Annotated in this window: 25 protein-coding genes and 1 tRNA gene; 12 read left to right on the top strand and 14 right to left on the bottom strand. The window is 64.8% G+C overall.

Annotated elements, in window-relative coordinates:
- The first annotated feature begins 13 nt into the window (after positions 1-13).
- Positions 14-841: an ABC transporter permease gene (locus tag OKW43_RS21950; protein ID WP_187636360.1), complete on the top strand. Its 828-nt coding sequence runs from the start codon at positions 14-16 to the stop codon at positions 839-841.
- 95 nt (positions 842-936) lie between these two features.
- Here the strand turns inward: OKW43_RS21950 and OKW43_RS21945 are convergent, their stop codons facing one another.
- Positions 937-1359, bottom strand: coding sequence for a hypothetical protein (locus tag OKW43_RS21945; RefSeq protein ID WP_013089291.1), 423 nt, complete (start codon positions 1357-1359; stop codon positions 937-939).
- 299 nt (positions 1360-1658) lie between these two features.
- A complete protein-coding gene (locus OKW43_RS21940; protein WP_429449793.1) occupies positions 1659-2642 on the bottom strand; it encodes a LysR family transcriptional regulator in 984 nt (327 codons plus the stop codon).
- Between the two features lie 251 nt (positions 2643-2893).
- Here OKW43_RS21940 and OKW43_RS21935 point away from each other — a divergent pair, with 251 nt between their 5' ends.
- On the top strand, positions 2894-4315 hold the full coding sequence (locus OKW43_RS21935; protein ID WP_187636358.1) for a M20 family metallopeptidase: 1422 nt from the start codon (positions 2894-2896) through the stop codon (positions 4313-4315).
- A 97-nt stretch (positions 4316-4412) separates the two neighbouring features.
- On the opposite strand, the gene OKW43_RS21930 is transcribed toward OKW43_RS21935, so the two are convergent.
- Positions 4413-5465: an NADP(H)-dependent aldo-keto reductase gene (locus tag OKW43_RS21930; protein ID WP_429449790.1), complete on the bottom strand. Its 1053-nt coding sequence runs from the start codon at positions 5463-5465 to the stop codon at positions 4413-4415.
- Between the two features lie 154 nt (positions 5466-5619).
- Here OKW43_RS21930 and OKW43_RS21925 point away from each other — a divergent pair, with 154 nt between their 5' ends.
- Both OKW43_RS21925 and OKW43_RS21920 read left to right on the top strand, forming a co-directional pair.
- A complete protein-coding gene (locus OKW43_RS21925; protein ID WP_429449788.1) occupies positions 5620-5847 on the top strand; it encodes a DUF3820 family protein in 228 nt (75 codons plus the stop codon).
- A 247-nt stretch (positions 5848-6094) separates the two neighbouring features.
- Complete coding sequence (locus OKW43_RS21920; protein ID WP_187636355.1) at positions 6095-6340, top strand: hypothetical protein; 246 nt, start codon at positions 6095-6097, stop codon at positions 6338-6340.
- Here OKW43_RS21920 and OKW43_RS21915 read toward each other — a convergent pair.
- Positions 6316-7077 carry a sulfotransferase family protein gene (locus tag OKW43_RS21915; protein ID WP_429451759.1) on the bottom strand — a complete coding sequence of 254 codons (762 nt, stop codon included), beginning with the start codon at positions 7075-7077 and terminating at the stop codon, positions 6316-6318. The two genes, OKW43_RS21920 and OKW43_RS21915, sit on opposite strands and share 25 nt — an antisense overlap.
- Positions 7078-7114: 37 nt before the next feature.
- Between OKW43_RS21915 and OKW43_RS21910 the strand changes: the two genes are divergently transcribed.
- The 5 genes from OKW43_RS21910 to OKW43_RS21890 all read left to right on the top strand — a co-directional run bounded on the left by OKW43_RS21910 (position 7115) and on the right by OKW43_RS21890 (position 10045).
- Positions 7115-7378: a hypothetical protein gene (locus OKW43_RS21910; RefSeq protein WP_429449786.1), complete on the top strand. Its 264-nt coding sequence runs from the start codon at positions 7115-7117 to the stop codon at positions 7376-7378.
- Between the two features lie 371 nt (positions 7379-7749).
- Complete coding sequence (locus OKW43_RS21905) at positions 7750-8142, top strand: hypothetical protein (RefSeq protein ID WP_429449784.1); 393 nt, start codon at positions 7750-7752, stop codon at positions 8140-8142.
- Between the two features lie 117 nt (positions 8143-8259).
- A complete protein-coding gene (dusA, locus tag OKW43_RS21900) occupies positions 8260-9261 on the top strand; it encodes a tRNA dihydrouridine(20/20a) synthase DusA (RefSeq protein ID WP_429449782.1) in 1002 nt (333 codons plus the stop codon).
- Between the two features lie 89 nt (positions 9262-9350).
- Positions 9351-9426 (top strand) — tRNA-His (locus tag OKW43_RS21895).
- 349 nt (positions 9427-9775) lie between these two features.
- Positions 9776-10045, top strand: coding sequence for a hypothetical protein (locus tag OKW43_RS21890; protein WP_187636351.1), 270 nt, complete (start codon positions 9776-9778; stop codon positions 10043-10045).
- A 223-nt stretch (positions 10046-10268) separates the two neighbouring features.
- On the opposite strand, the gene OKW43_RS21885 is transcribed toward OKW43_RS21890, so the two are convergent.
- Both OKW43_RS21885 and OKW43_RS21880 read right to left on the bottom strand, forming a co-directional pair.
- Positions 10269-10511, bottom strand: coding sequence for a DUF6566 family protein (locus tag OKW43_RS21885; protein ID WP_187636350.1), 243 nt, complete (start codon positions 10509-10511; stop codon positions 10269-10271).
- Positions 10512-10658: 147 nt separating this feature from the next.
- Complete coding sequence (locus OKW43_RS21880) at positions 10659-10856, bottom strand: hypothetical protein (protein WP_013089281.1); 198 nt, start codon at positions 10854-10856, stop codon at positions 10659-10661.
- 253 nt (positions 10857-11109) lie between these two features.
- Between OKW43_RS21880 and OKW43_RS21875 the strand changes: the two genes are divergently transcribed.
- Positions 11110-11370, top strand: a complete 261-nt coding sequence (locus OKW43_RS21875; RefSeq protein WP_187636349.1) for a hypothetical protein — start codon at positions 11110-11112, stop codon at positions 11368-11370.
- Positions 11371-11405: 35 nt separating this feature from the next.
- Here the strand turns inward: OKW43_RS21875 and OKW43_RS21870 are convergent, their stop codons facing one another.
- The 4 genes from OKW43_RS21870 to ssuD all read right to left on the bottom strand — a co-directional run bounded on the left by OKW43_RS21870 (position 11406) and on the right by ssuD (position 14762).
- Positions 11406-11621 carry a TOBE domain-containing protein gene (locus OKW43_RS21870; protein WP_008922916.1) on the bottom strand — a complete coding sequence of 72 codons (216 nt, stop codon included), beginning with the start codon at positions 11619-11621 and terminating at the stop codon, positions 11406-11408.
- A gap of 50 nt (positions 11622-11671) precedes the next feature.
- Positions 11672-12691, bottom strand: a complete 1020-nt coding sequence (locus tag OKW43_RS21865; protein ID WP_429449779.1) for an ATP-binding cassette domain-containing protein — start codon at positions 12689-12691, stop codon at positions 11672-11674.
- Positions 12688-13536, bottom strand: a complete 849-nt coding sequence (ssuC, locus tag OKW43_RS21860; RefSeq protein WP_429449777.1) for an aliphatic sulfonate ABC transporter permease SsuC — start codon at positions 13534-13536, stop codon at positions 12688-12690. Before ssuC ends, OKW43_RS21865 begins: the two co-directional genes overlap by 4 nt.
- Before the next feature lie 65 nt (positions 13537-13601).
- Complete coding sequence (gene ssuD / locus OKW43_RS21855) at positions 13602-14762, bottom strand: FMNH2-dependent alkanesulfonate monooxygenase (RefSeq protein ID WP_429449775.1); 1161 nt, start codon at positions 14760-14762, stop codon at positions 13602-13604.
- 411 nt (positions 14763-15173) lie between these two features.
- Between ssuD and OKW43_RS21850 the strand changes: the two genes are divergently transcribed.
- Positions 15174-15599, top strand: a complete 426-nt coding sequence (locus OKW43_RS21850; RefSeq protein WP_429449773.1) for a hypothetical protein — start codon at positions 15174-15176, stop codon at positions 15597-15599.
- A 62-nt stretch (positions 15600-15661) separates the two neighbouring features.
- Here the strand turns inward: OKW43_RS21850 and OKW43_RS21845 are convergent, their stop codons facing one another.
- Positions 15662-16810, bottom strand: coding sequence for an enoyl-CoA hydratase/isomerase family protein (locus OKW43_RS21845; protein ID WP_187636345.1), 1149 nt, complete (start codon positions 16808-16810; stop codon positions 15662-15664).
- Between the two features lie 44 nt (positions 16811-16854).
- Complete coding sequence (locus OKW43_RS21840; RefSeq protein ID WP_187636344.1) at positions 16855-17616, bottom strand: TetR/AcrR family transcriptional regulator; 762 nt, start codon at positions 17614-17616, stop codon at positions 16855-16857.
- Positions 17617-17762: 146 nt separating this feature from the next.
- On the opposite strand from OKW43_RS21840, the gene OKW43_RS21835 reads away from it, so the two are divergent.
- On the top strand, positions 17763-18737 hold the full coding sequence (locus OKW43_RS21835) for an NAD-dependent epimerase/dehydratase family protein (protein WP_429449770.1): 975 nt from the start codon (positions 17763-17765) through the stop codon (positions 18735-18737).
- A gap of 34 nt (positions 18738-18771) precedes the next feature.
- Here OKW43_RS21835 and OKW43_RS21830 read toward each other — a convergent pair whose 3' ends face one another.
- Together OKW43_RS21830 and OKW43_RS21825 are read right to left on the bottom strand one after the other, a co-directional pair.
- Positions 18772-19056, bottom strand: coding sequence for a DUF1488 domain-containing protein (locus OKW43_RS21830; RefSeq protein WP_187636342.1), 285 nt, complete (start codon positions 19054-19056; stop codon positions 18772-18774).
- 198 nt (positions 19057-19254) lie between these two features.
- Positions 19255-19542 carry a hypothetical protein gene (locus OKW43_RS21825; RefSeq protein ID WP_429449768.1) on the bottom strand — a complete coding sequence of 96 codons (288 nt, stop codon included), beginning with the start codon at positions 19540-19542 and terminating at the stop codon, positions 19255-19257.
- Between the last annotated feature and the right edge of the window lie 284 nt (positions 19543-19826).

The raw sequence follows: 19826 nt of genomic DNA, 5'->3' as shown, positions 1-19826 counted from the left end.
AACGAGACAACTGATGGACGCACGCACTTACGAAACCCACGACGGCACGCCATCGGCACAGCAGCCGTTCGGCGCGTTCCCCGCCAACGCCACGAACTGGGCCGCGGTGTGGCGCCGCAACTATCTGGTGTGGAAGAAGCTCGCGCTCGCGTCGATGTTCGGCAACCTCGCCGATCCGATGATCTATCTGTTCGGTCTCGGCCTCGGGCTCGGGCTGATGGTCGGGCACGTCGACGGCGTGTCGTATATCTCGTTCCTCGCGGCGGGCACCGTGCCGTCGAGCGTGATGATGTCGGCGAGTTTCGAGTCGATGTATTCGGGCTTTTCGCGCATGCACGTACAGCGCACGTGGGAAGCGATCATGCATACGCCGCTCTCGCTCGGCGATATCGTGCTCGGCGAGGTGGTGTGGGCCGCGAGCAAATCGGTGTTGTCGGGTGCGGCGATCATGCTGGTGGCGGGCGCGCTCGGCTACGCGAGTTTTCCGTCGATGCTGCTCGCGCTGCCGATCATCGTGCTGGCCGGACTCGCGTTCGCGAGCCTCGCGATGATCGTGACGGCGCTCGCGCCGTCATACGACTTTTTCATGTTCTATCAGACGCTCGTCCTCACGCCGATGCTGCTGCTCTCCGGCGTGTTCTTTCCGATCTCGCAACTGCCCGGCGCCGCGCAAGCCGTGACCGCGGCTCTGCCGCTCGCCAATGCGGTCGATCTGATGCGCCCGGCGATGCTCGGCCGGCCGATGGAGCACGCCGCGCTGCATCTGAGCGTGCTGGCCGCTTATGCGATCGGCGGGTTTATCGTGTCGGCGATCCTGTTTCGGCGCCGGATGATGAAGTAAAAAACTCACGCGCGGGGCGGCACATCGTGCATGCACCCGAGCGAGGCGGTGCCGCGTCAGTCGTCGCTATGCGTGCCTGCTATCGGCGCGCGCGGTTAGTCCTCGTCATCGGTCCACGGAATGTCGACGTCGGAGATGAACGCGACCGTCGCGAACGGGCCGCCCTCGTGACGCCCGATCTTGCCGTCGGCGCGCTGCCATTCGACCCGGAACACGGTGGCCGGATCATCCGCGATCAGCCGCACCGTGCGCAATTCGTCGGGATCGGCGTCCTCGACCGGGCCGTCGAGCGAGATCAGCAGCGCCTGCGGCCACAGACCATCGGCGGGATCGTAGATCTTGTCGCCGTCGTGAATCAGCGTGAAAGCCTCCACGCCGATGGTTGCCGACGCATCGACGATCATCTTGGCGAGCGCCCGCAACAACGCGGTCGCTCTCGCCGAATTTGCCTGACGGATCGCCAGATCACCGCGCGTGAGCGCCTGCTCAAGTTTTGGATTGGTTTTCTGTTGCGCCATGGATGTATGGGTCCTATCGCTCTGTTGTGGGCGACCCGCCATTGGGACGGCGCGCCGCGCTTATTTTTGGGTCCATCTGGTGCCGCTTGTGTGCGTTGCAGCATCGCGCCTGGGCGGCATGTCCGCGGTTCGACTGTCATTGTTCTACGTTGCGCCTGATTGCTGCGCGAAACGTCAGGAAACATCAGGAAACATCAGGCTCGTTATCTCAAGGCCGTCCTTGCTGTCCACCACAGTTTAGGTCGTGATTCGGATTCTGGGAGAACATTTGCCGCTTAGCGCGTTGCATGTGTCGCATTTCATGCATCGGTTCGCGGGCGCCGCGGTGTCCGCTTGCCGCGGCCCCGGGCCAGTTTCGACGCCTGCGCCCCGGCCGGCTGCGCGTCAGCGATCCGCGCGATCAGATGATCGCGAAACGCGCGCACCGACGGCGGCAACTCGCGTCCGGCCATCGTCTGCACCTGGATGCTGCGCTGGCGCATCTGCGGATCGGTCAGCGGAATCACGAGGAAGCCGTCGCCGGCATAGCGGTCGCGCACCGACAGCAGCCCCGTGAACATGATCGCACCGGACTTCTGCGCATAGCGATAGATCGCGCCACTGTTGTTGCAGATGAGATCCGGCTCGAGCAGGATGCCTTCGAGCGCGCACGTAATGTCGATCAATTGACGAATCGTGGTGCCAGCCTCCGACAGCGCGAGCGGATAACGGCTCACCTCGGCGAGCGACACTCTCGCGCGCGCCGCGAGCGGATGATCGGTGCGCAGCAGCACGAACACGGGCGCGCGTTCGGTGTGCTCGACCTTGACGCCCTTCTCCGGCGCGAGGCTGAACGACAACGCAATATCGACGTCACCGTCGCGCACGTGGCGGGTCGCGTCGGCCGGCGACATCACGGTCAGCGTGAAATCGGTGCCGGGATGCTCGGCGCGGAAATCCGCGATGGCTGCGGGCATGAAGTCGGCAGCGAAGCCCTCGGCGGTCGCGATCTTGATCCGGCTGCCGTGCAGAGTGGCGAGACCGCCGATTTCCTTCATCACGTGCTCGGCTTCGAGCAGACTGCGTTGGGCGTACGCGAGGAGCCGCTCGCCGGCCTCGGACAGCGCCATGCCGCGCGGGCGCCGCTCGAACAGCGTCGCGCCGAGTTCGCCTTCGAGCCGCACGATCTGCCGGCTGATCGCCGATACCGCGACGTGCAGCCGTTCGGACGCGTCGCTCAGCGAACCGCTGCGCGCGACCTCGACGAAATAACGCAACGCAATGCCATGCAGTGAACGTGCCATCCGGGACGCCTCGATAGAGTCAGTTGCAACGATGCCGTGGGTGAGTGCCGCGGTCCGAGCCGACGCATGCCGCTTTGCTTTTCCGGCAATGCAAGCTTCGAAACATGATCATTGTGACAAAAATGACGCGCTTCTAGAATCGGTCGCAATGACATCGCGGGCGATTGCCTCGCACGCCGCGCCGCGCGTCGAGCCACCGAGCCTCGCGGTCCTCTGCCCTACTCACCCATCCCCGCATTGGAGACATCGACATGAGCCGCAACCGGGCCATCGAGCTTGCCACCCGGCACTTCGAATCCGGCGCTTTTCTCGCCGATCTGAACCGCCGCGTCGGTTTTCGCACCGAAAGCCAGGAGCGCGATCGCGGCGCGCTGCTGCTGTCCTATCTGACCGACGAAATCGCGCCCGAAGCAGAGCGCCTCGGCTTCGGCACGCGTATCGTCGATAACCCGGTCGATGGCTTCGGGCCGTTCCTGATCGCCAACCGTCACGAAGGCGATCAGCTACCGACCGTCCTGATCTACGGCCACGGCGACGTCGTGCGCGGCTACGACAGCCAGTGGCGCGCGCCGCTGACGCCGTGGGCGGTGAGCGTCGAAGGCGAGCGCTGGTTCGGTCGCGGCACCGCCGACAATAAAGGCCAGCACTCGATCAACCTCGCCGCGCTCGCGAGCACGCTCGCCGCGCGCGATGGCAAACTCGGCTTCAACACGAAGCTGCTGATCGAGATGGGCGAGGAAACCGGCTCTCCCGGGCTCGACGCGATCTGCCATGCGCATCGCGACGAACTCGCCGCGGACGTGCTGATCGCCTCCGACGGCCCGCGTCTGGCCGCGCATCGTCCGACCGTGTTTCTCGGCTCGCGCGGCGCGGTCAATTTCAGGCTGTCGCTGAACCTGCGCGACGGCGCGCATCATTCAGGCAACTGGGGCGGACTGCTGCGCAATCCGGCGACGGTGCTTGCCAATGCGCTCGCGAGTCTCGTCAATGCGCGCGGGGTTATCGCGGTCGAGGGCCTGCGTCCGCCGCCGATCCCCGAAGCCGTACGTCACGCGCTTGCCGATATTGCGGTGGGCGGCGGTCCGGGCGACCCCACCGTCGACGACAACTGGGGCGAGCCGGGTCTTTCCGCGCCCGAGCGCGTATTCGGCTGGAACAGCTTCGAAGTGCTGGCCCTCAAGGCGGGCAATCCGGAGAACCCGGTCAACGCGATTCCACCTTCGGCGTTCGCGGTCTGCCAGTTGCGCTTCGTGGTCGGCACCGATTGGGAAAACCTCGGCAAGCATCTGCGCGCGCATCTCGATGCACACGGTTTTCAGCTGGTCGAGATCGACGTCGAACGTGGTGCGCCCGCCACGCGGCTCGATCCCGACGATCCGTGGGTCACGTGGGCGACCGCGTCGCTCGAAGCAACCACCGGCAAGAAGACCGCGTTGCTGCCGAATCTCGGCGGCACGCTGCCGAACGAGATATTCGCCGATACGCTCGGTCTGCCGACGATCTGGGTGCCGCATTCGTATCCGGCCTGCTCGCAGCATGCGCCGAACGAGCATCTTCTGAGCCCGGTGGTGCGCGAGGGCCTGCAGATGATGGCGGGACTGTTCTGGGATCTCGGCGAGAATTCGCCGCTTGCGGCGAAGCGCGGGGTGGGTACCGCAAAGGCCGCGGGTTGAGTTCGGCTGTAGCCGATTGATTCGATGCGCTTGCCGCGGCCGCACCGTTAAACGACCGGGGCCACCACGGCAAGCGAGCATCGCAGTTACATCGACGTCACGGCGCCGGATTCGGCTGCAGTTCGTGCAGCCTGTCGATTTCGGCGAGCACTTGCGCCGACAGCTTCACGTCCGCGCTGGCGATGTTTTCCTTCAACTGCTCGAGCGACGTCGCGCCGATCAGATTGCTGGTCACGAACGGCCGGCTATTGACGAACGCGAGCGCGAATTGCGCGGGCGACAGGCCGTGGCGCTTCGCGAGTTCGACGTAACGCGTGGTCGCCTGCACGGCTTGCGGCTTGCTGTAGCGCTGGAAGCGCTCGAACAGCGTGATGCGCGCGCCGGCCGGTCGCGCGCCGCCTTCGTACTTGCCCGACAGCCAGCCGAACGCAAGCGGCGAATAAGCGAGCAAACCGATGTTGTCGCGATGCGCGTACTCGGACAGACCGACTTCGTACGTGCGGTTCAACAGGCTGTACGGATTCTGGATGCTGACGATGCGCGGCAAACCGAGCTTTTCTGCCGCGCGCAGAAACTGCGCGACGCCCCACGGCGTTTCGTTCGACACGCCGATATGGCGCACCTTGCCCGCCTTCACGAATTCGGCGAGCACCGTCAGCGTTTCCTCGATCGGCACCGTGTACGCGTCGTCGACCCACGGATACGATGGGCGGCCGAACGTCATCGTGCTGCGATCCGGCCAGTGCAGCTGATACAGATCGACGTAGTCGGTTTGCAGACGCTTGAGGCTGTCGTTGAGCGCCTCGGTCAGATTCTTGCGGTCGAACTGATTGCCCTCGCCGCGAATATGACGCGGATTGTGCGGCTGACGCGCGGGTCCCGCGATCTTGGTGGCGAGCACGATCTTCTCGCGCGCGCTCTTGTGCTGCGCGAGCCAGGTGCCGATGTAGCGCTCCGTCGACCCTTGCGTTTCGGCGCGCGGCGGCACCGGATACATTTCAGCGGTGTCGATCAGGTTCACGCCGTGATCGAGCGCGTAGTCGATCTGCGCGTGCGCTTCCTGCTCGGTGTTCTGCTCGCCCCACGTCATCGTGCCGAGACCAATCAGGCTAACCTGTACGTCGGAGTCGCCGAGTCTGCGGTATTCCATCTAATTTGTCCTGTTGAAGAGATTATCGGAAAGCGCAGACGTTATCACGCCGGCGCGATACCTGCAGCAGGGCTAGAATGCGGGGCTCATGCGCTGCATTGCGCTGCGTGGCGCTTCGCGCTCTGGATGCGCGCTTCATCTCGACTTCGTTGCCATGAATCACGAACACCTCGAATTGCTGGTCACGCGCGTGATGCCCTACGGGAAATATAAAGGCCGCGTGATGGCCGACCTGCCCGGCCACTATCTGAACTGGTTCGCGAGCCAGGGCTTTCCACCCGGTGAGATCGGGCGTTTGCTGGCGTTGATGCACGAAATCGATCACAACGGTTTGAAACCGCTGCTCGACCCGCTGCGCAAATCGAAGCCCGAGGAGCGTTGAAACCGACGTCGTGAAAGCGTTGCCAAGCCGGCTGAAAGTCGCGCCGCAGGCAAGCTGCAAGCAATGTCGGCCGGCACAAATTCATACCGGATTTTTCTTGCGCATCGCGTTTGCGTGGCCTTTAATCGGCATAGATCGTCGCGCTATGAAACGTCGAAAGTGAAGCGGAGCAGTCGTCGTTCGTTGAACCGTTTCAATGTGTTCCGGCGCCGTGCGATCCCCCGCCTTCGCGATCGCCCGCAGGTCCATGTCTCAATTCAATCTGTCCGCGCTGCTCGAATTTGTCGGCCACGATCTGTCGCCGGTGCGCGCGGTCATCCTGTTCTTCGTGATCGGCTACCTCGTGGTCGGACTGCCCGTGCACTTTCGCCAGGGCCCGGCCTCGCGCGACATCTGGGGCACGGCCGCCGGCGTTTCGATGGCCGCGCTCTACGCGGCGTTTATCGCCGGCGTGTATCCATGGCTGCATCACGTGTCGGGGCTCGCGCGCTGAGCGTCGGCCGCCGCCAGTTCCGGTCCGAGACCGTCCCATAGCGGTTCGAGCAATTCGCGTCGCGGTTGCCAGCGCCGCAACGAGGTTCGATACAGCGGTCGGCGCACCTGCGCTGAACTCGCGGTGCTCACCGGCCGCGTCATCTCGTGAAACGCGAGGCAACGTTCGTCCCACTCGAGCCCGCAATGCGCGAGCATGCGACGCACGTTCGCGTCGAAATTGTCCACCAGCTCCTCGTACCCGATCTCGATCATCACGCCCGCGGGAAGAATGCGCCGCCAGTGCGCCATCAACGCATCGTACGCGCAGTAATAACGGCCCAGCTCGCCGAGATCGTAGCCGAACGGCACGTCGTGAAAAATGCGCGAGAAAATCGACAGACAGGTCTGCAATGGCGAACGGCGGCTATGGATGATGCGGGCATTCGGCAGCGCGAGATGGATCAGACCGACGTTGATGAAGTTGAAGGGATCGGTAGGGTGCGCGAGCGGTCCATCGGCTTGCGCGACCACGCGCTTCATGCGCCGCAGGTAGTCTGCGCCGAGCGCGCTCCACTGCGCCGCGCCCGCTTGCTGTAGCGACTCGATGTTGATCCGCAATGGATCGCTCACGTCACGGCGAATGCATTGGACCAGTGCCTCACCGAATTCGGTGCGTTCTCCCGCGCCGAACACGCGCGGATGATTCGCGAGAATCTGCTCGATCAAGGTCGAGCCGGAACGCGGCATACCTACTATAAAAATCGGCGCCGTCGACGGATCGCCGATACCGGGCGTGGGCCGCGACGAAGCCTCGTTCGATCATCTGCCCAAAGGCAACGGTCTCTATCGCGAGGGCATGCGCTACAAGGAGGCGGAATCGCTTGGACTGTTCGCGCGCTTGCCGGATCTGTTGGATACCGACACGCTTGCGGCGGCACGCGGGTCGGCGGGCTCTAGCGTGCACGCGGATTCGAAACATCGCAGTGCGGCTTCGACATCGCCGCGCGCGATACAGGCGTCGCCTTCGGCGCGCCATTGCTCGGCGGTGTTCGGATGAGAGTCGGGCTTCATTGACGGCGGTGGATCGCTGGTCAGGATTGGCGAAAGACTGACGCAACGGCGGGCGGGCCGCGTCGTCGCGGGCGAAGGGATTGCTTGTTTTCGTCGACCTGAAGCGCGGATTTCCACGCCGGCATGCGCATCGCTTCCCACTCGGGACGAATCGTCCGACGGAACTTAGCAACCGTGCCCTTCAGTAGCGTTTCGGATCGTTAACGAACTGTTACCGCGGCGCCGTTTGGTAATACGCGGGAAGGTTGGCAAGGGTCGAGCGCGCACAGCCGCGCCGATGCCAGTAACGCCCGGACACAAATGCGGCTGAACTCCGTTGCGCGCGGTCTTTCTGAGATTTATGTGAAGGAGAAGATCGTGACCAGGCTCATTGCATCGATGACGCTGCTCGCGGCCGCGGCAGCGAGCATCACCGGATGCGTCGTCGCGCCGCCAGCGGGATACGACTATGCGTATGGCCAGCCCTACTATCCGTACGCGTATGGACCGCCTTACTACGGACCGGTGTACGGCTCGGTTGGTATCTACGGGGGTTTCGGCGGGCCCTGCTGCTATTACGGACACGGGTATTGGCACGGGCGCGGCGGATGGCATGGCAGTGGTTGGCACGGCGGGAACGGCGGATGGCATGGCGGGAACGGCGGATGGCATGGCGGGAACGGCGGATGGCATGGCGGCGGATACGGCGGCATGCACGGCGGCGGCAGCTCGTGGAGCACTGGTGGCGGGAGGGGGGGCCACGGACATTGAGGCGTGGACGAATCAGTGCCCAGTCTCCGTCACGACAGTGATACCGCTCGCGCGCGCTCGGCGCTTTCTGGCCTTGCGGTAAAATTCGTGTTTTGATTCAAGCCGCCTGGCAGTCCCATGTCTTTACCTCACACTCCCAGCCCCCGCCGCGTCTCGGTCGCGCCAATGATGGACTGGACGGATCGGCATTGCCGCTCGTTGCATCGGATGATTTCGCGCCATACGTGGCTTTACACGGAAATGGTGACGACCGGTGCGCTGCTGCACGGCGACGTGCCGCGTCACCTCGCGTTCACGCCCGACGAAGCGCCGGTCGCGCTGCAACTCGGCGGCAGCGAGCCCGACGATCTCGCGCGTGCGGCCAAGCTCGGCGAACGATGGGGCTATGACGAAATCAACCTGAATTGCGGCTGCCCGTCCGAGCGCGTGCAACGCGGCGCGTTCGGCGCGTGCCTGATGAATGAGTCGCAACTCGTCGCCGATTGCGTGAAGGCGATGCGCGACGTCGTAGCGGTGCCGGTCACGGTCAAGCACCGTATCGGCGTCGACGCGGTCGACGAGTACGGCTTCGTCCGAGATTTCGTCGGCACGATCGCGGAAGCCGGCTGCGAGGTCTTTATCGTTCATGCGCGAAACGCGATCCTGAAGGGCCTCAGCCCGAAGGAAAACCGCGAGATTCCGCCGCTCAAGTACGACTACGCGTATCAGTTGAAGCGCGATTTTCCGCAGTTGGAGATCATCATCAATGGCGGCATCAAGACGCTCGACGAAGTCGACACCCATCTTCAGCACGTCGACGGCGTGATGCTCGGGCGCGAGGCCTATCACAATCCCTACGTGCTCGCCGATGTCGACGCGCGCTTCTATGGGTCTGCGCAGGTGCCGCTGACACGCGACGAGGTCGAAGCGAAACTGATCGAGTATTGCGCGAAGGAAATGGCGCTCGGCACCTATCTCGGCGCGATCACGCGTCATGCGCTCGGCCTGTACCGCGGCGAAGCGGGTGCGCGTGGTTGGCGTCGAGTCTTGTCCGACAGCAAGCGGCTTGCGGCACGCGATCTGACGATCTTCGGCGAAGCAAGACAGCATCTGCGCGAGCCCGCCGATATTTCTGAATAAAGGACTAGGCAAGCGATAATCTAGTCTCTATAATCTCGTTTCTTCGTCGGCGAGACTGCTTTTTAGAGCAAGTCGAGCAGATGTTAGTGGTGGCTGTAGCTCAGTTGGTAGAGTCCAGGATTGTGATTCCTGTCGTCGTGGGTTCGAGTCCCATCAGCCACCCCAGAGAATTCAAGCAAACGGCGTTGTGAGCAATCACAACGCCGTTTTTGTTTTGACGGCGGCCTTCTGCGTTTCAATAATCTCGGGGCGCTTTACTGCACCCACGACCCCTTTCCGCGCTCCTGATCGTATTCAAAAACCGCTTGGTCAACAGGGCGGGATCATCGGTCTGCCTTGCCACGCCTGGCTCTGAACGATTGTTTCCCCCTCGGGAATAGTAATTTCAGATTATCGGCACAAATTTTCGATAGTAGGGGTATACACTGCCTCTCATCGACGTTGCAGACACCTGATTCACCGGCTCCTGCAACATCTTCCTGAAACGCAGTCGAAACGTTATCGGAGTCCTACTATGAAGACCAAGTTCATCGCCGCTCTGCTGGTTGCCGCTTCTGCCTCCATCGCCGCTCCCGCTTTCGCAAGCGGCTACGGTCCGGCACCGTACTATCGTCCGTCGGTTGGCGCGCCGGCTTCGCAACAAGGCCAGAACGAGCAGACCGTCGCCGCTGAACGCGCCAACTCGCAATCGAATGCATACGGTGGCGTGAATAGCGTGTCGACGCAATCGGGCACGCGCAGCGAACCCACTTCGGGCCCGCAATCGGTGTTCTTCGGCCACTAAGCCGCCAGCAGTACCGCCATATCCGCTGCCTCTAAGGGCCGCGATCAATCTGGGCGCCGCGCACGCAGTATCGATGCCGGCGCCCAGTCGCGTTTACGTCGGCTGTCGTACCCGACACGCTTTGCGCGCAGCCAATGGTTCGCAGTGCTTCTACCGCGCGCCCGCCGAGTCGTTGCGCCAGCCTCGCAGGCATCCCTTCCCGTCGCGACGCGCCTACGCGCCTCTAACTCGCCAGCCCCGCATCGATCAATTCGCGCGCCGCGCGAAAGCCAGCGTCCGCGGCCGCATGCTCGGTGGACCATAGGCTATCGATATGCACGAGCTGCCAGTCGACCACCGTCGAATCGCCGCGCAGCACCCGGAAATGCGCCTTGACGCCGGTCAGTACCTGTTCGACAGCCACCTCGATGTCGTAGTCGCCATAGCGCGCCTGGTAGTCGCCCATATCGACGCCTTTCGGCTCCATGCTCGCCTCCGTGGTTTCGCTGTTCGCGGGCAACCGAACACGCGCGTCAAGCGGGTGTCGCGATGGCCAATCACCAGCTCGCGACTCACCCGCGACGCGCCGTCCCGCTCTGCGGACCGGCCATGCGGCCGGCCGCCGCTCGGCGGATCAGTTGCAATCGCCGGAAAGATACTGCCGGCCGTTGCAGTTGATTTCGACCCCACCGCTGCCCGCTTCGGCAACGAGGTCGCACGCCAGTAACTCCGCCGCGACGGACTGCGCGACTTCGGGCGCCGTCTGTCCGACGCCGACATCGTTCAGACGCCGCAACGCTTCGACCGCTTCGGGACTCAAGGACTTCGACATGGCCGTCTCCGTCGGAATGCTCAATTCATCGTAGCAAGTTTCATCGGCGGATGCAGATGTGCGCGCCTGAAGAGCCCGGTGCCTCGAGCGTCGAGCCTGGCAATTGGCGTCTGCAGACGGCGTGCGGAGTGAGCGCACGGGCAGCAGCACGATTCAGCGCGCCAGCAACGGCCCCGGAACACGGCCTGCTACCAGTAGATTATGCACACAGCCGCGAGCCTACCGACGGCACGCGAGATTGAAGGAGAACGACATGAAGCGAGGCAAATGGACCACGCGGACGGCCACTGGCACCGCGCTGGCGGCGCTGCTCGCGAGCGGCGCGAGCGCCGTCGCGCAAACGGCGGCCAGCGCGCCGCCCGACAGTCATGCGCCGATGGTCAAACCGCCCGAGGCGGCATCAGGCGCCGGCGGTTCGAGCAACCCGGACAACATGCCGATCAAGCGGCCGTCCAAGCCGACCAACGACCGCATGTCGCACGAGCCGCCCGCGAGCGGCGCAAACGCGAAGTAACCCGCGTGCGCGTTGCTCACATCGGTTGAGCGTCTTCAGAGCCGCGCGATCGACACCTCCGTCGACTTCACGAGCGCGACCACCTCCGAGCCGACTTTCAGTTCGAGTTCGTCGACCGAGCGCGTCGTGATCACCGACGTGACGATGCCGAACGGCGTCTCCACGTCGACTTCGGACACCACCGAACCGCGGATGATCTCCTTGACCTTGCCTTTGAACTGATTGCGCACATTGATGGCGGAAATGCTCATTTCAGAAAACTCCACAGAAGCAGTTGTAAAGGAACGGATCGGTTGAAAACTCAGACGGCCCAGCGCACGTCGGTCGGTCGCGTGAGACGGCCGGGTTCGGGCAAGCCGTACGGGTCAAACGGCTCATACGCGCGATGCGCCTGCGTGTCGTCGTTCGGCGCGTTTTTCAGCACCCGTTGCAGCACGCGGTCTTCGAGCGCGGCGAAGCCCGCCGACGCTCGCGCGCGCGGACGCGCGAGCGCGACCGGCTGATCGAGCGCGATGCTGCCCTCCTCGATCAGCAGAATCCGGTCACCCAGCGCGACGGCTTCGTGCACGTCGTGCGTGACGAGTAGCGCGGTGAAGCGATGCTCGCGCCACAGTCTTTCGATCAGCGTATGCATTTCGATGCGCGTCAACGCATCGAGCGCGCCGAGCGGCTCGTCGAGCAACAGCAATTGCGGACGATGCACGAGCGCCCGCGCGAGCGCGACACGCTGCCGCTGCCCACCCGATAGTTGCGCGGGCCAGTCGTTCGCACGTTCGAGGAGGCCGACTTCGGCGAGCACCGCGCGCGCATCGTCGCGCGCGCCGCGCCCGAGGCCGAGTATTACGTTTTGCAGCACGCTTTTCCACGGCAGCAGACGCGCGTCCTGAAACATGATGCGGGTATCGAGCGGACCGCCGTTGCCGGCGCGTTTTTCGAGCACGCCCGAGCTGGCTTCTTCGAGGCCCGCGACGAGCCGCAGCAAGGTCGACTTGCCGCAGCCGCTACGGCCGACGATCGCGACGAAGCTGCCTCGCTCGATCGACAGATCGAAGCCCGACAGCACCTCGCGCTCGCCATAGCGTTTGCCGACGCCGCGCAATCGCACGGCGTAGTCGCTGGCGCGGCTTGCGTCGCTGCGCGCCAGCGAGGTAGCGGGTTGCAAGCCGGGTTGCAAGCCGCGATGCGTCGCGGCCGTCCCGTCCCGTTCAACCTCCGCAGCATCGGTCGTGTCGCGATCCGCGCGCCGCGGCTGCGCGAGTTCGGCCTCGAGATCGCTGCCGGCGATGCCGCCGAATGTCGTCGATAGCGTCGTTGCATTCATGCTTTTGCTCCTTGCTGATAGGCGGGATGCCAGCGCAGCGACACACGCTCGAGGCTCTTCGCGAGCATGTCCGCGAGTTTGCCGAGCGCCGCGTACAGCAGAATGCCGACCACCACCACATCGGTTTGCAGGAATTCGCGCGCGTTCATCGTCATGTAGCCGATGCCCGATTGCGCGGAAATGGTCTCGGCGACGATCAGCGTGACCCACATCAGACCGAACGCGAAGCGCACGCCGACCAGAATCGACGGCAGCGCGCCCGGCAGAATCACATGGCGGTACAGCAAGAAACCGTTGACGCCGTAGCTGCGCGCCATCTCGATCAGGTTCGCATCGACCGACCGGATGCCGTGGAACGTGTTCACGTAGACCGGGAAAAACACCCCGAGCGCGACGAGGAACACTTTCGCTTCTTCCTCGATGCCGAACCACAGGATCACGAGCGGGATCATCGCGAGCGCGGGGATGTTGCGGATCATCTGCACCGTCGAGTCGAGCACGATTTCCGCGGGTTTGAAGAGACCCGTCGCGAGTCCGAGCACGAGACCGATGCCCCCGCCGATCGCGAAGCCCGACACCGCGCGCCATGTGCTGACCTTCACGTCGGCACACATTTCACCGGACTGGATCAGCGACCATGCGGCCTTCACGACCGCGAGTGGCTCGGGCAGCACGCGCGTCGACAGCGCGCCGCTGCGCGCGGCGATTTCCCACGCGAGCAGGATCGCGATCGGCGCCAGCCACGGCAGAAAGTGCGCGCCGAAGCGGCGCAGCGCGGCAGCGCGCGTCGCATGCGCGGGCTGCGGAGTTGCCCCCGTTGCCGCGCTCAAAGTAGTGTCACTCATGTTGGCTTTTCTCCATGCCTGTCGATCGTCGCGCGTGTGCCGCGCAACCCACGCTTCGCGTGCACTCAGCTTGCGCTCGCCGCCGTCGGCAGATAGCTGGTTCCGACGATTTCCCCGAACGGCCCCGACAGCGGCCCATTGGCGAGCCTGGTCGTTCGTTGCGGCAGCAGCGGGAAAACGAGTTCGGCGAAACGATAGGATTCCTCCAGGTGGGGATAGCCCGACAGGATGAAGGTCTCGACGCCGAGCGCCGCGTACTCCTTCATGCGCGCGGCCACCTGCCGCGGACTGCCGACCAGCGCGGTGCCCGCGCCGCCGCGCACGAGCCCGACACCCGCCCACAGGTTCGGATAGACTTCGAGCTGCTCACGCCCGCCGCGCTTGCCGCCGTGCAGCGCGGCCATGCGGCGCTGCCCTTCCGAATCCATCTTCGCGAACGAGGCCTGCGCACGCGCGACCGTGTCGTCGTCGAGCTTGCTGATCAGCTTGTCGGCCGCGGCCCACGCTTCGTCCTCGGTCTCGCGCACGATCACGTGCAGACGGATGCCGAAGCGGATCTGCCGGCCGCGCGCCGCGGCGCGTGCGCGAATGTCGGCGATTTTCTTCGCGACCGCTTCGGGCGGCTCGCCCCACGTCAGATAGGTGTCGATGTGCTCGGCCGCGATATCGTGCGCGGCCGCTGACGAGCCGCCGAACCACAGCGGCGGATGCGGGTTCTGCACCGGCGGATACAGCGCCTTGCCGCCCTTCGACTGCAGATGCTCGCCGTCGAAATCGATCGCTTCGTTGCTGTGCGACGCCGCGAGCAGCTTGCGCCAGATATGCAGGAATTCGTCGGTGATTTCGTAGCGCCCGTCGTGATCGACGAACACGCCGTCGCCCGCCAATTCAGCCGCGTCGCCACCCGTCACCACGTTGATCAACAGACGCCCGTTCGACAGCCGGTCGAACGTCGCCGCCATGCGCGCGGCGAGCCCCGGCGACGACAGCCCCGGGCGAATCGCGACGAGGAACTTCAGCCGCTGCGTCGCGGCAATCAGGCTCGACGCGACGACCCAGGCGTCCTCGCACGAGCGGCCGGTCGGCAGCAGCACGCCCTCGTAGCCGAGCGTATCGGCGGCGACGGCGATCTGCCGGAAGTAATCGTAATCGGCTGCGCGTGCGCCTTGGGACGTACCGAGATAACGGCTGTCGCCGTGAGTCGGAATGAACCAGAACACATTCATGTGGTTGCTCCTGCCTGTGCTTGACGGAATGAAAACGGTGCGCGCGAGCGCCGGCCACGCGCATCGAGCCGGCAACCGGCAAGGCGCTGCGACGTGTCAAAGGATTGAAAAACGGACGATGGACTCAGGCCATCAACGTGCGCGTGATGCGCTCGATTCAACGGATGACGGCGACACCCGCGCCGTCTGTATGAGGGAACAGTCTATGGAGCGGTCCACGGCTTTTGAACGATTTTTTTGAGCTTAGGATTTCCACTTTCGTGATTAGCCCGGCGCTCCCGCATACGGTTGTTGCGCTTTATACACGCGGCCCCGGCCGGTCCTACCCCGGTCGATATAATGGCGCTCGTTTCCAATCACCCGGTACAGGTCTTGCGATTCGCGTCGCCCTGTACGTTGCCGGTGCAATGCATGCAAAAAATTATTCTGCCGTTCGTCGCCGGTTTTCTGGCTTCCCTGTTCTTTCGCGAATCGACGCTGGCGCTGATGCACGCCGCCGGCATGATCGATCCAAGCGGTTTTGCGACCGCGCCGTTTCTGCCGCTCGGCCTGCCTGAGTTCATCGCGAACGCAATCTGGAGCGCGTGCTGGGCCGTGCTGATGGCCTGGCTGCTGCGCGTCGCGCCGCACCGGCACGCGCCGTGGGTACCGGCGTTCGTGTTCGGCGGCATCGTGCTGACGGCGGCTAGCGTGTTCGTCGTCGATCCGCTGCGCGGCATCTGGCCGAGCGGCAACATGCTGCCGCGCCTCGCCGTCGGCTTCGCGGCGAATGCGATGTGGGGTTGGGGCGCGCTCGTATTCATGCGCGCGTTCATGGCGAGCGAGGCAGAGGAGTAAGCGCGTCGCGCGGGAATTCGCGCAACGCGTAGATTCGCGCGCGGGATCGACAGGCCGCGCGTTCAGCGCGCGTTCTCCCCCGAGAGAGCGGCCAGCGGATGCTCGTTGGCCGGCCACGGGCTCTCGAACATCTTCTCCACGTAGGCACGCTCGACGTCCTCGATGCGCGCGAAACGCCAACGCGGCGCATTGTCCTTGTCGATGAGGCGCGCGCGTATGCCTTCCACCGTATCGCCGAGCAGGAAGCTCGAGCGCGTCAGATCGAGATCGACGCGCAGCACGTCGGCCATCGACCCTTCCGCGCGCGTGACCACTTCGAGCGAGACCGCCATCGACAGCGGCGAGCGCTCGCGCAGCACCGCGATCGTCTGTTCGGCCCACTCCGCGGCGTCGCCGCCGCGCTCGCGTTCCTGTTCGAGCGACGCGAGTATCCGAACCACGTCGGGCAGCGCGAAATGCCGGTCGATCAACGTCCGCGCCTTCGCCAGCACGCTGTCCTCGGGACGCGGCGCGACCTCATACGCGAGCGTCTCGCGCTTGACGCACGCGAGCACATCCGCGCCGCGCTCGAACCGTTCGCGGCGCAACGTATCGATGAGCGCGGGCAACGCCGCGTCGTCGATGTAGGCATCGGCGAGGCCCGCGTACAGTGCGTCGGCCGCGCCGAGCGTGTCGCCGGTTACCGCCAGATAGCGGCCGATCGCGCCCGGCGTGCGCGCGAGAAACCAGCTCGCGCCGACGTCGGGAAACAGGCCGATGCGCGTTTCAGGCATCGCCATCTTCGTCGATTGGGTGACGAGGCGCAGGCCGCCGGTGCGATGCGCGCCCTGCGAAATGCCCATGCCGCCGCCCATCACAATGCCGTTCATCAACGCGATATACGGCTTCGGGTACACGAAGATCGCGTGATTGAGGCGGTATTCCTCGCTGAAAAACGTGTCGCGCGCCTGCTGGTCGCCGCGTTGCGCCGCCTCGTACATGAAGCGGATGTCGCCGCCCGCGCAGAACGCGCGCGCGTGCTGGCTGCGCACCACGACGGCGAGCACCTCGGGGTCCTCGCGCCACTGGTCGAGCGCCGCATGGATCGCGCGGATCATGCCGGTCGACAGCGCGTTCAGCGCTTTCGGCCGCTCCAGTTCGATGAAACCGATGCGGTTGGCTACGTGGGTCGCGATTTCGTCGCTAACGGCGGGCGAGGCGGAGGTGGACATGGAGAGCTGCGCGGCGGCGCTGGATGACGTGGAACTGAACGTTATCACGGCCCTGCCGCTTTGCGTTTGGCGGCAGGCTCGGGGGCCGTGTCCGCGGAGCCGGCGGAGGAGCGATGGTGCCGAGCGGCGGTTTTTTTGCCGCGGACGGCGGCGCTGGTCGAAGCGCCAGCCCGTACGGCCTGCGGCTCGCCGAGCCACGCGTCGAGCGTCACGCCGACCAGCGTGTCGAGCGGCGCACTCGGAAACACCGGGCACGTGAGATTCAGCGCGACAATGCCATGCAGACTCGCCCACAACGCCTCGGCCCAGACAGTCGGGTCCATCGATGCGACCGACGCCGATACACGCCCCGATACTCGCAACTCGTCGAGCGCAGCGATCATGATCTGCAGCGCGGCGTCGCCGGAGTCGTCGTCTTTGCCAACGCCAGGCGCGCGCCCCAGCGCCGCGCCCGTATAGCTCGGATCCTCCATGAAAATCAGCCGATACGTTTCCGGATGCTCGACGCCGAACGCGACGTACGCGCGCCCGAGCGCCTTCAGCCGCTCGACGGGATCGGCGATTTGCACGAGCGGCACGAACGTCGCGAGCAACTGCGCGTAACCTTCCGCGCACATGGCCCGCGCGATGTCATCGCGACTCTCGAAATGCAGATACAACGTGGCGGGCGAATATTCGATCGCGTCGGCGATCTTGCGCATCGACAGCGCGGCAAAACCCTCGCGCACGACGATGCGCCGCGCGGCATCGAGGATGCGTTCGCGCAGCGCCTGTTTCTGGCGGTTTTTTCGTTCGGCGATTCCCATGATTCGCAATTTTCAGGTTGACAAACTGAAAAGTCAAATTAAACTGAACACCGTTTAATGAACGATGTTCAGTAAGTTTTCATCTGTCAAATTCCGCAGTCATCAAATCACGCGGTGGCGTCGCGCCGCCCAGTCAGGGAGTCGTCATGCAAGCCACGGGAAAGGTCGGTTTATTCGGTGCCGCGGGCGCGGCGGGGCAAAGCATCGCGGCGGCGCTTGGCGCGGCGGGCTGCGACTATCGGGTGGTCGGCCGCTCCCGCGAGGCGCTGCAACCCACCTTCGGTGACGACCCGCACGCGGAAATCGTCACCTGGAACCCCGACGACCCCGCCTCGGTCTGCGCCGCGGCCGCCGGTCTGCAGACCGTGATCTACCTCGTCGGCGTGCCGTACCACCAGTTCGCGCAACACCCGCCGTTGATGGAGAAAACGCTGGCCGGCGTGACGGCGGCGAGCGTCGAACGCTTGATTCTGATCGGCACCGTGTATCCGTATGGCCGCGCGCGCGGCAACCCGATCCGCGAAGACCATCCGCGCGAGCCGCACACGTTCAAGGGTCGTATGCGGCTCGAACAGGAAAAGCGGGTACTAGCCGCGCATGGCCACAAAGGTCTCCAAACGCTGGTCTTGCGACTGCCCGATTTCTACGGACCGGGGGTTGAGCGCAGTCTGTTGCACGGTGTCTTCGTCGGCGCCGCTACGGCCAGGCGCGCGCAGGTGCTGGGTCCCATCGACGTACCGCATGAATTCATCTATCTGCCGGATCTCGGTCCAGTGGTCGAACGACTGATGCGCACGCCCGAGGCCTACGGACGATGGTGGCATCTCGCGGGCGCCGGCACGATCACGCAGCGCGAGGTGGCGCGCGAGGCGTACGCGCTCGCGGGCCGCAAGCCGAAGCTGATGGTGGCCGGCAAGGGCATGCTGCGCGTGCTCGGGCTGTTCGATCCGCTGATGCGCGAACTCGTCGAGATGAACTATCTGATGACGGAGCCGGTCGTGCTCGATGATACGGCGCTGGCGAATTTGATCGGGCCGCTCGGCAAAACGTCATATCAGGAAGGGATCCGGCGGTGCTTCGAAGCGGCGCGCGAGACAGTGCCGGCACGCGGGGTGAATTAGCGGCAAGCTGTGGCAATGCGTGGGTGAGAGGAAGTCACACTGCCACCCGCCCCGGCGGAAAGTGGCCACTCTTGAGCAGCACGGGCGTGCCGTTGCTGATCTGCAAATGCTCGCGCGCGACGGCCTCGATGCATGGGCGCCCCGCATCGAACGCGCGCAGCCAGCCTTCGAGGTCTTCGCTGTAAGCGCCGAAATGATCCTCGAGCGCTTCCACCGAGATCGCGCACGGCACCGGTTCACCGTCCACCAGGGCGGAAAAGACGACGGTCAGGTTCGAGTCGCGGTAAGCCGGCGCGTCTGCGAGAAAACGGATTTCCATGGTCGCTTCGTCAGAAGGTGGCGGCGGGAACGTAACCCGCGCGAAAGGCCGCTGCGTACCACCGATCCTCGCGGGTCCCGCTATGGTACTCGCGCCGCCGGATCACGGTCCAGCGCGCGCGGACGCCTGATCGCGGCCAACGCGCGCTGCTCTCGCGAGCGCTTCGGCCGGCCCTTTGCGGGGGATTCGCCGACGCGCTCACTGCCCGTCCAGCAATCGGTCGACATACTCGCGCGCCGCCCGTTCGACGAACGCGAGCGCCTCTTCTTCGCTGCCGAACCGTTGCCGGTCGCCGAGTTCCAGCAGCGTTTCCATCCGATGCGGATCGTCCGGGCCGAGTTCGGCGAGGCTGACCGAGCCGACGTAAGTACCATCCGCTTTGGCGTGCGCGTCGCCCGAGGTTCCCGACGTGCTGCCCCCTGGCACGAGGCGCGCGGCGGCGCTGATGTAATAGCCGCGATAAGGGCCACTGACCCGTTCAGCCATCTTCGTCCTCCACTTACGGTTGGAGAGTTGGCGCCAGTCGCAACGGCGCCGCCTTGATGCTTCAGCATGCGGCGCGCCGCTGTCCCGGGAGTGCGGGCCGGCCGCCCCATCATGATAAGGCGCGTCGCAGCGCGATAAGTTCTGCCGCGCGACGCGCCCTCGCACCGCTGTGGAACCGCGCCGCAGTTCGGCCGCGCGCACCGGTCGAAGCGTCCAGACCGGCATGCTCCATGCTGTCGCATTGGTACCTGTTACGACGTCATTTCGAGCCCAGCGAGCACAAT

Source organism: Paraburkholderia sp. WC7.3g (genome assembly GCF_050436345.1).
GTDB classification, from domain to species: domain Bacteria; phylum Pseudomonadota; class Gammaproteobacteria; order Burkholderiales; family Burkholderiaceae; genus Paraburkholderia; species Paraburkholderia podalyriae.
Note: the sequence above shows the minus strand (reverse complement) of the source record. Positions and strands in the feature narration are given on the sequence as shown.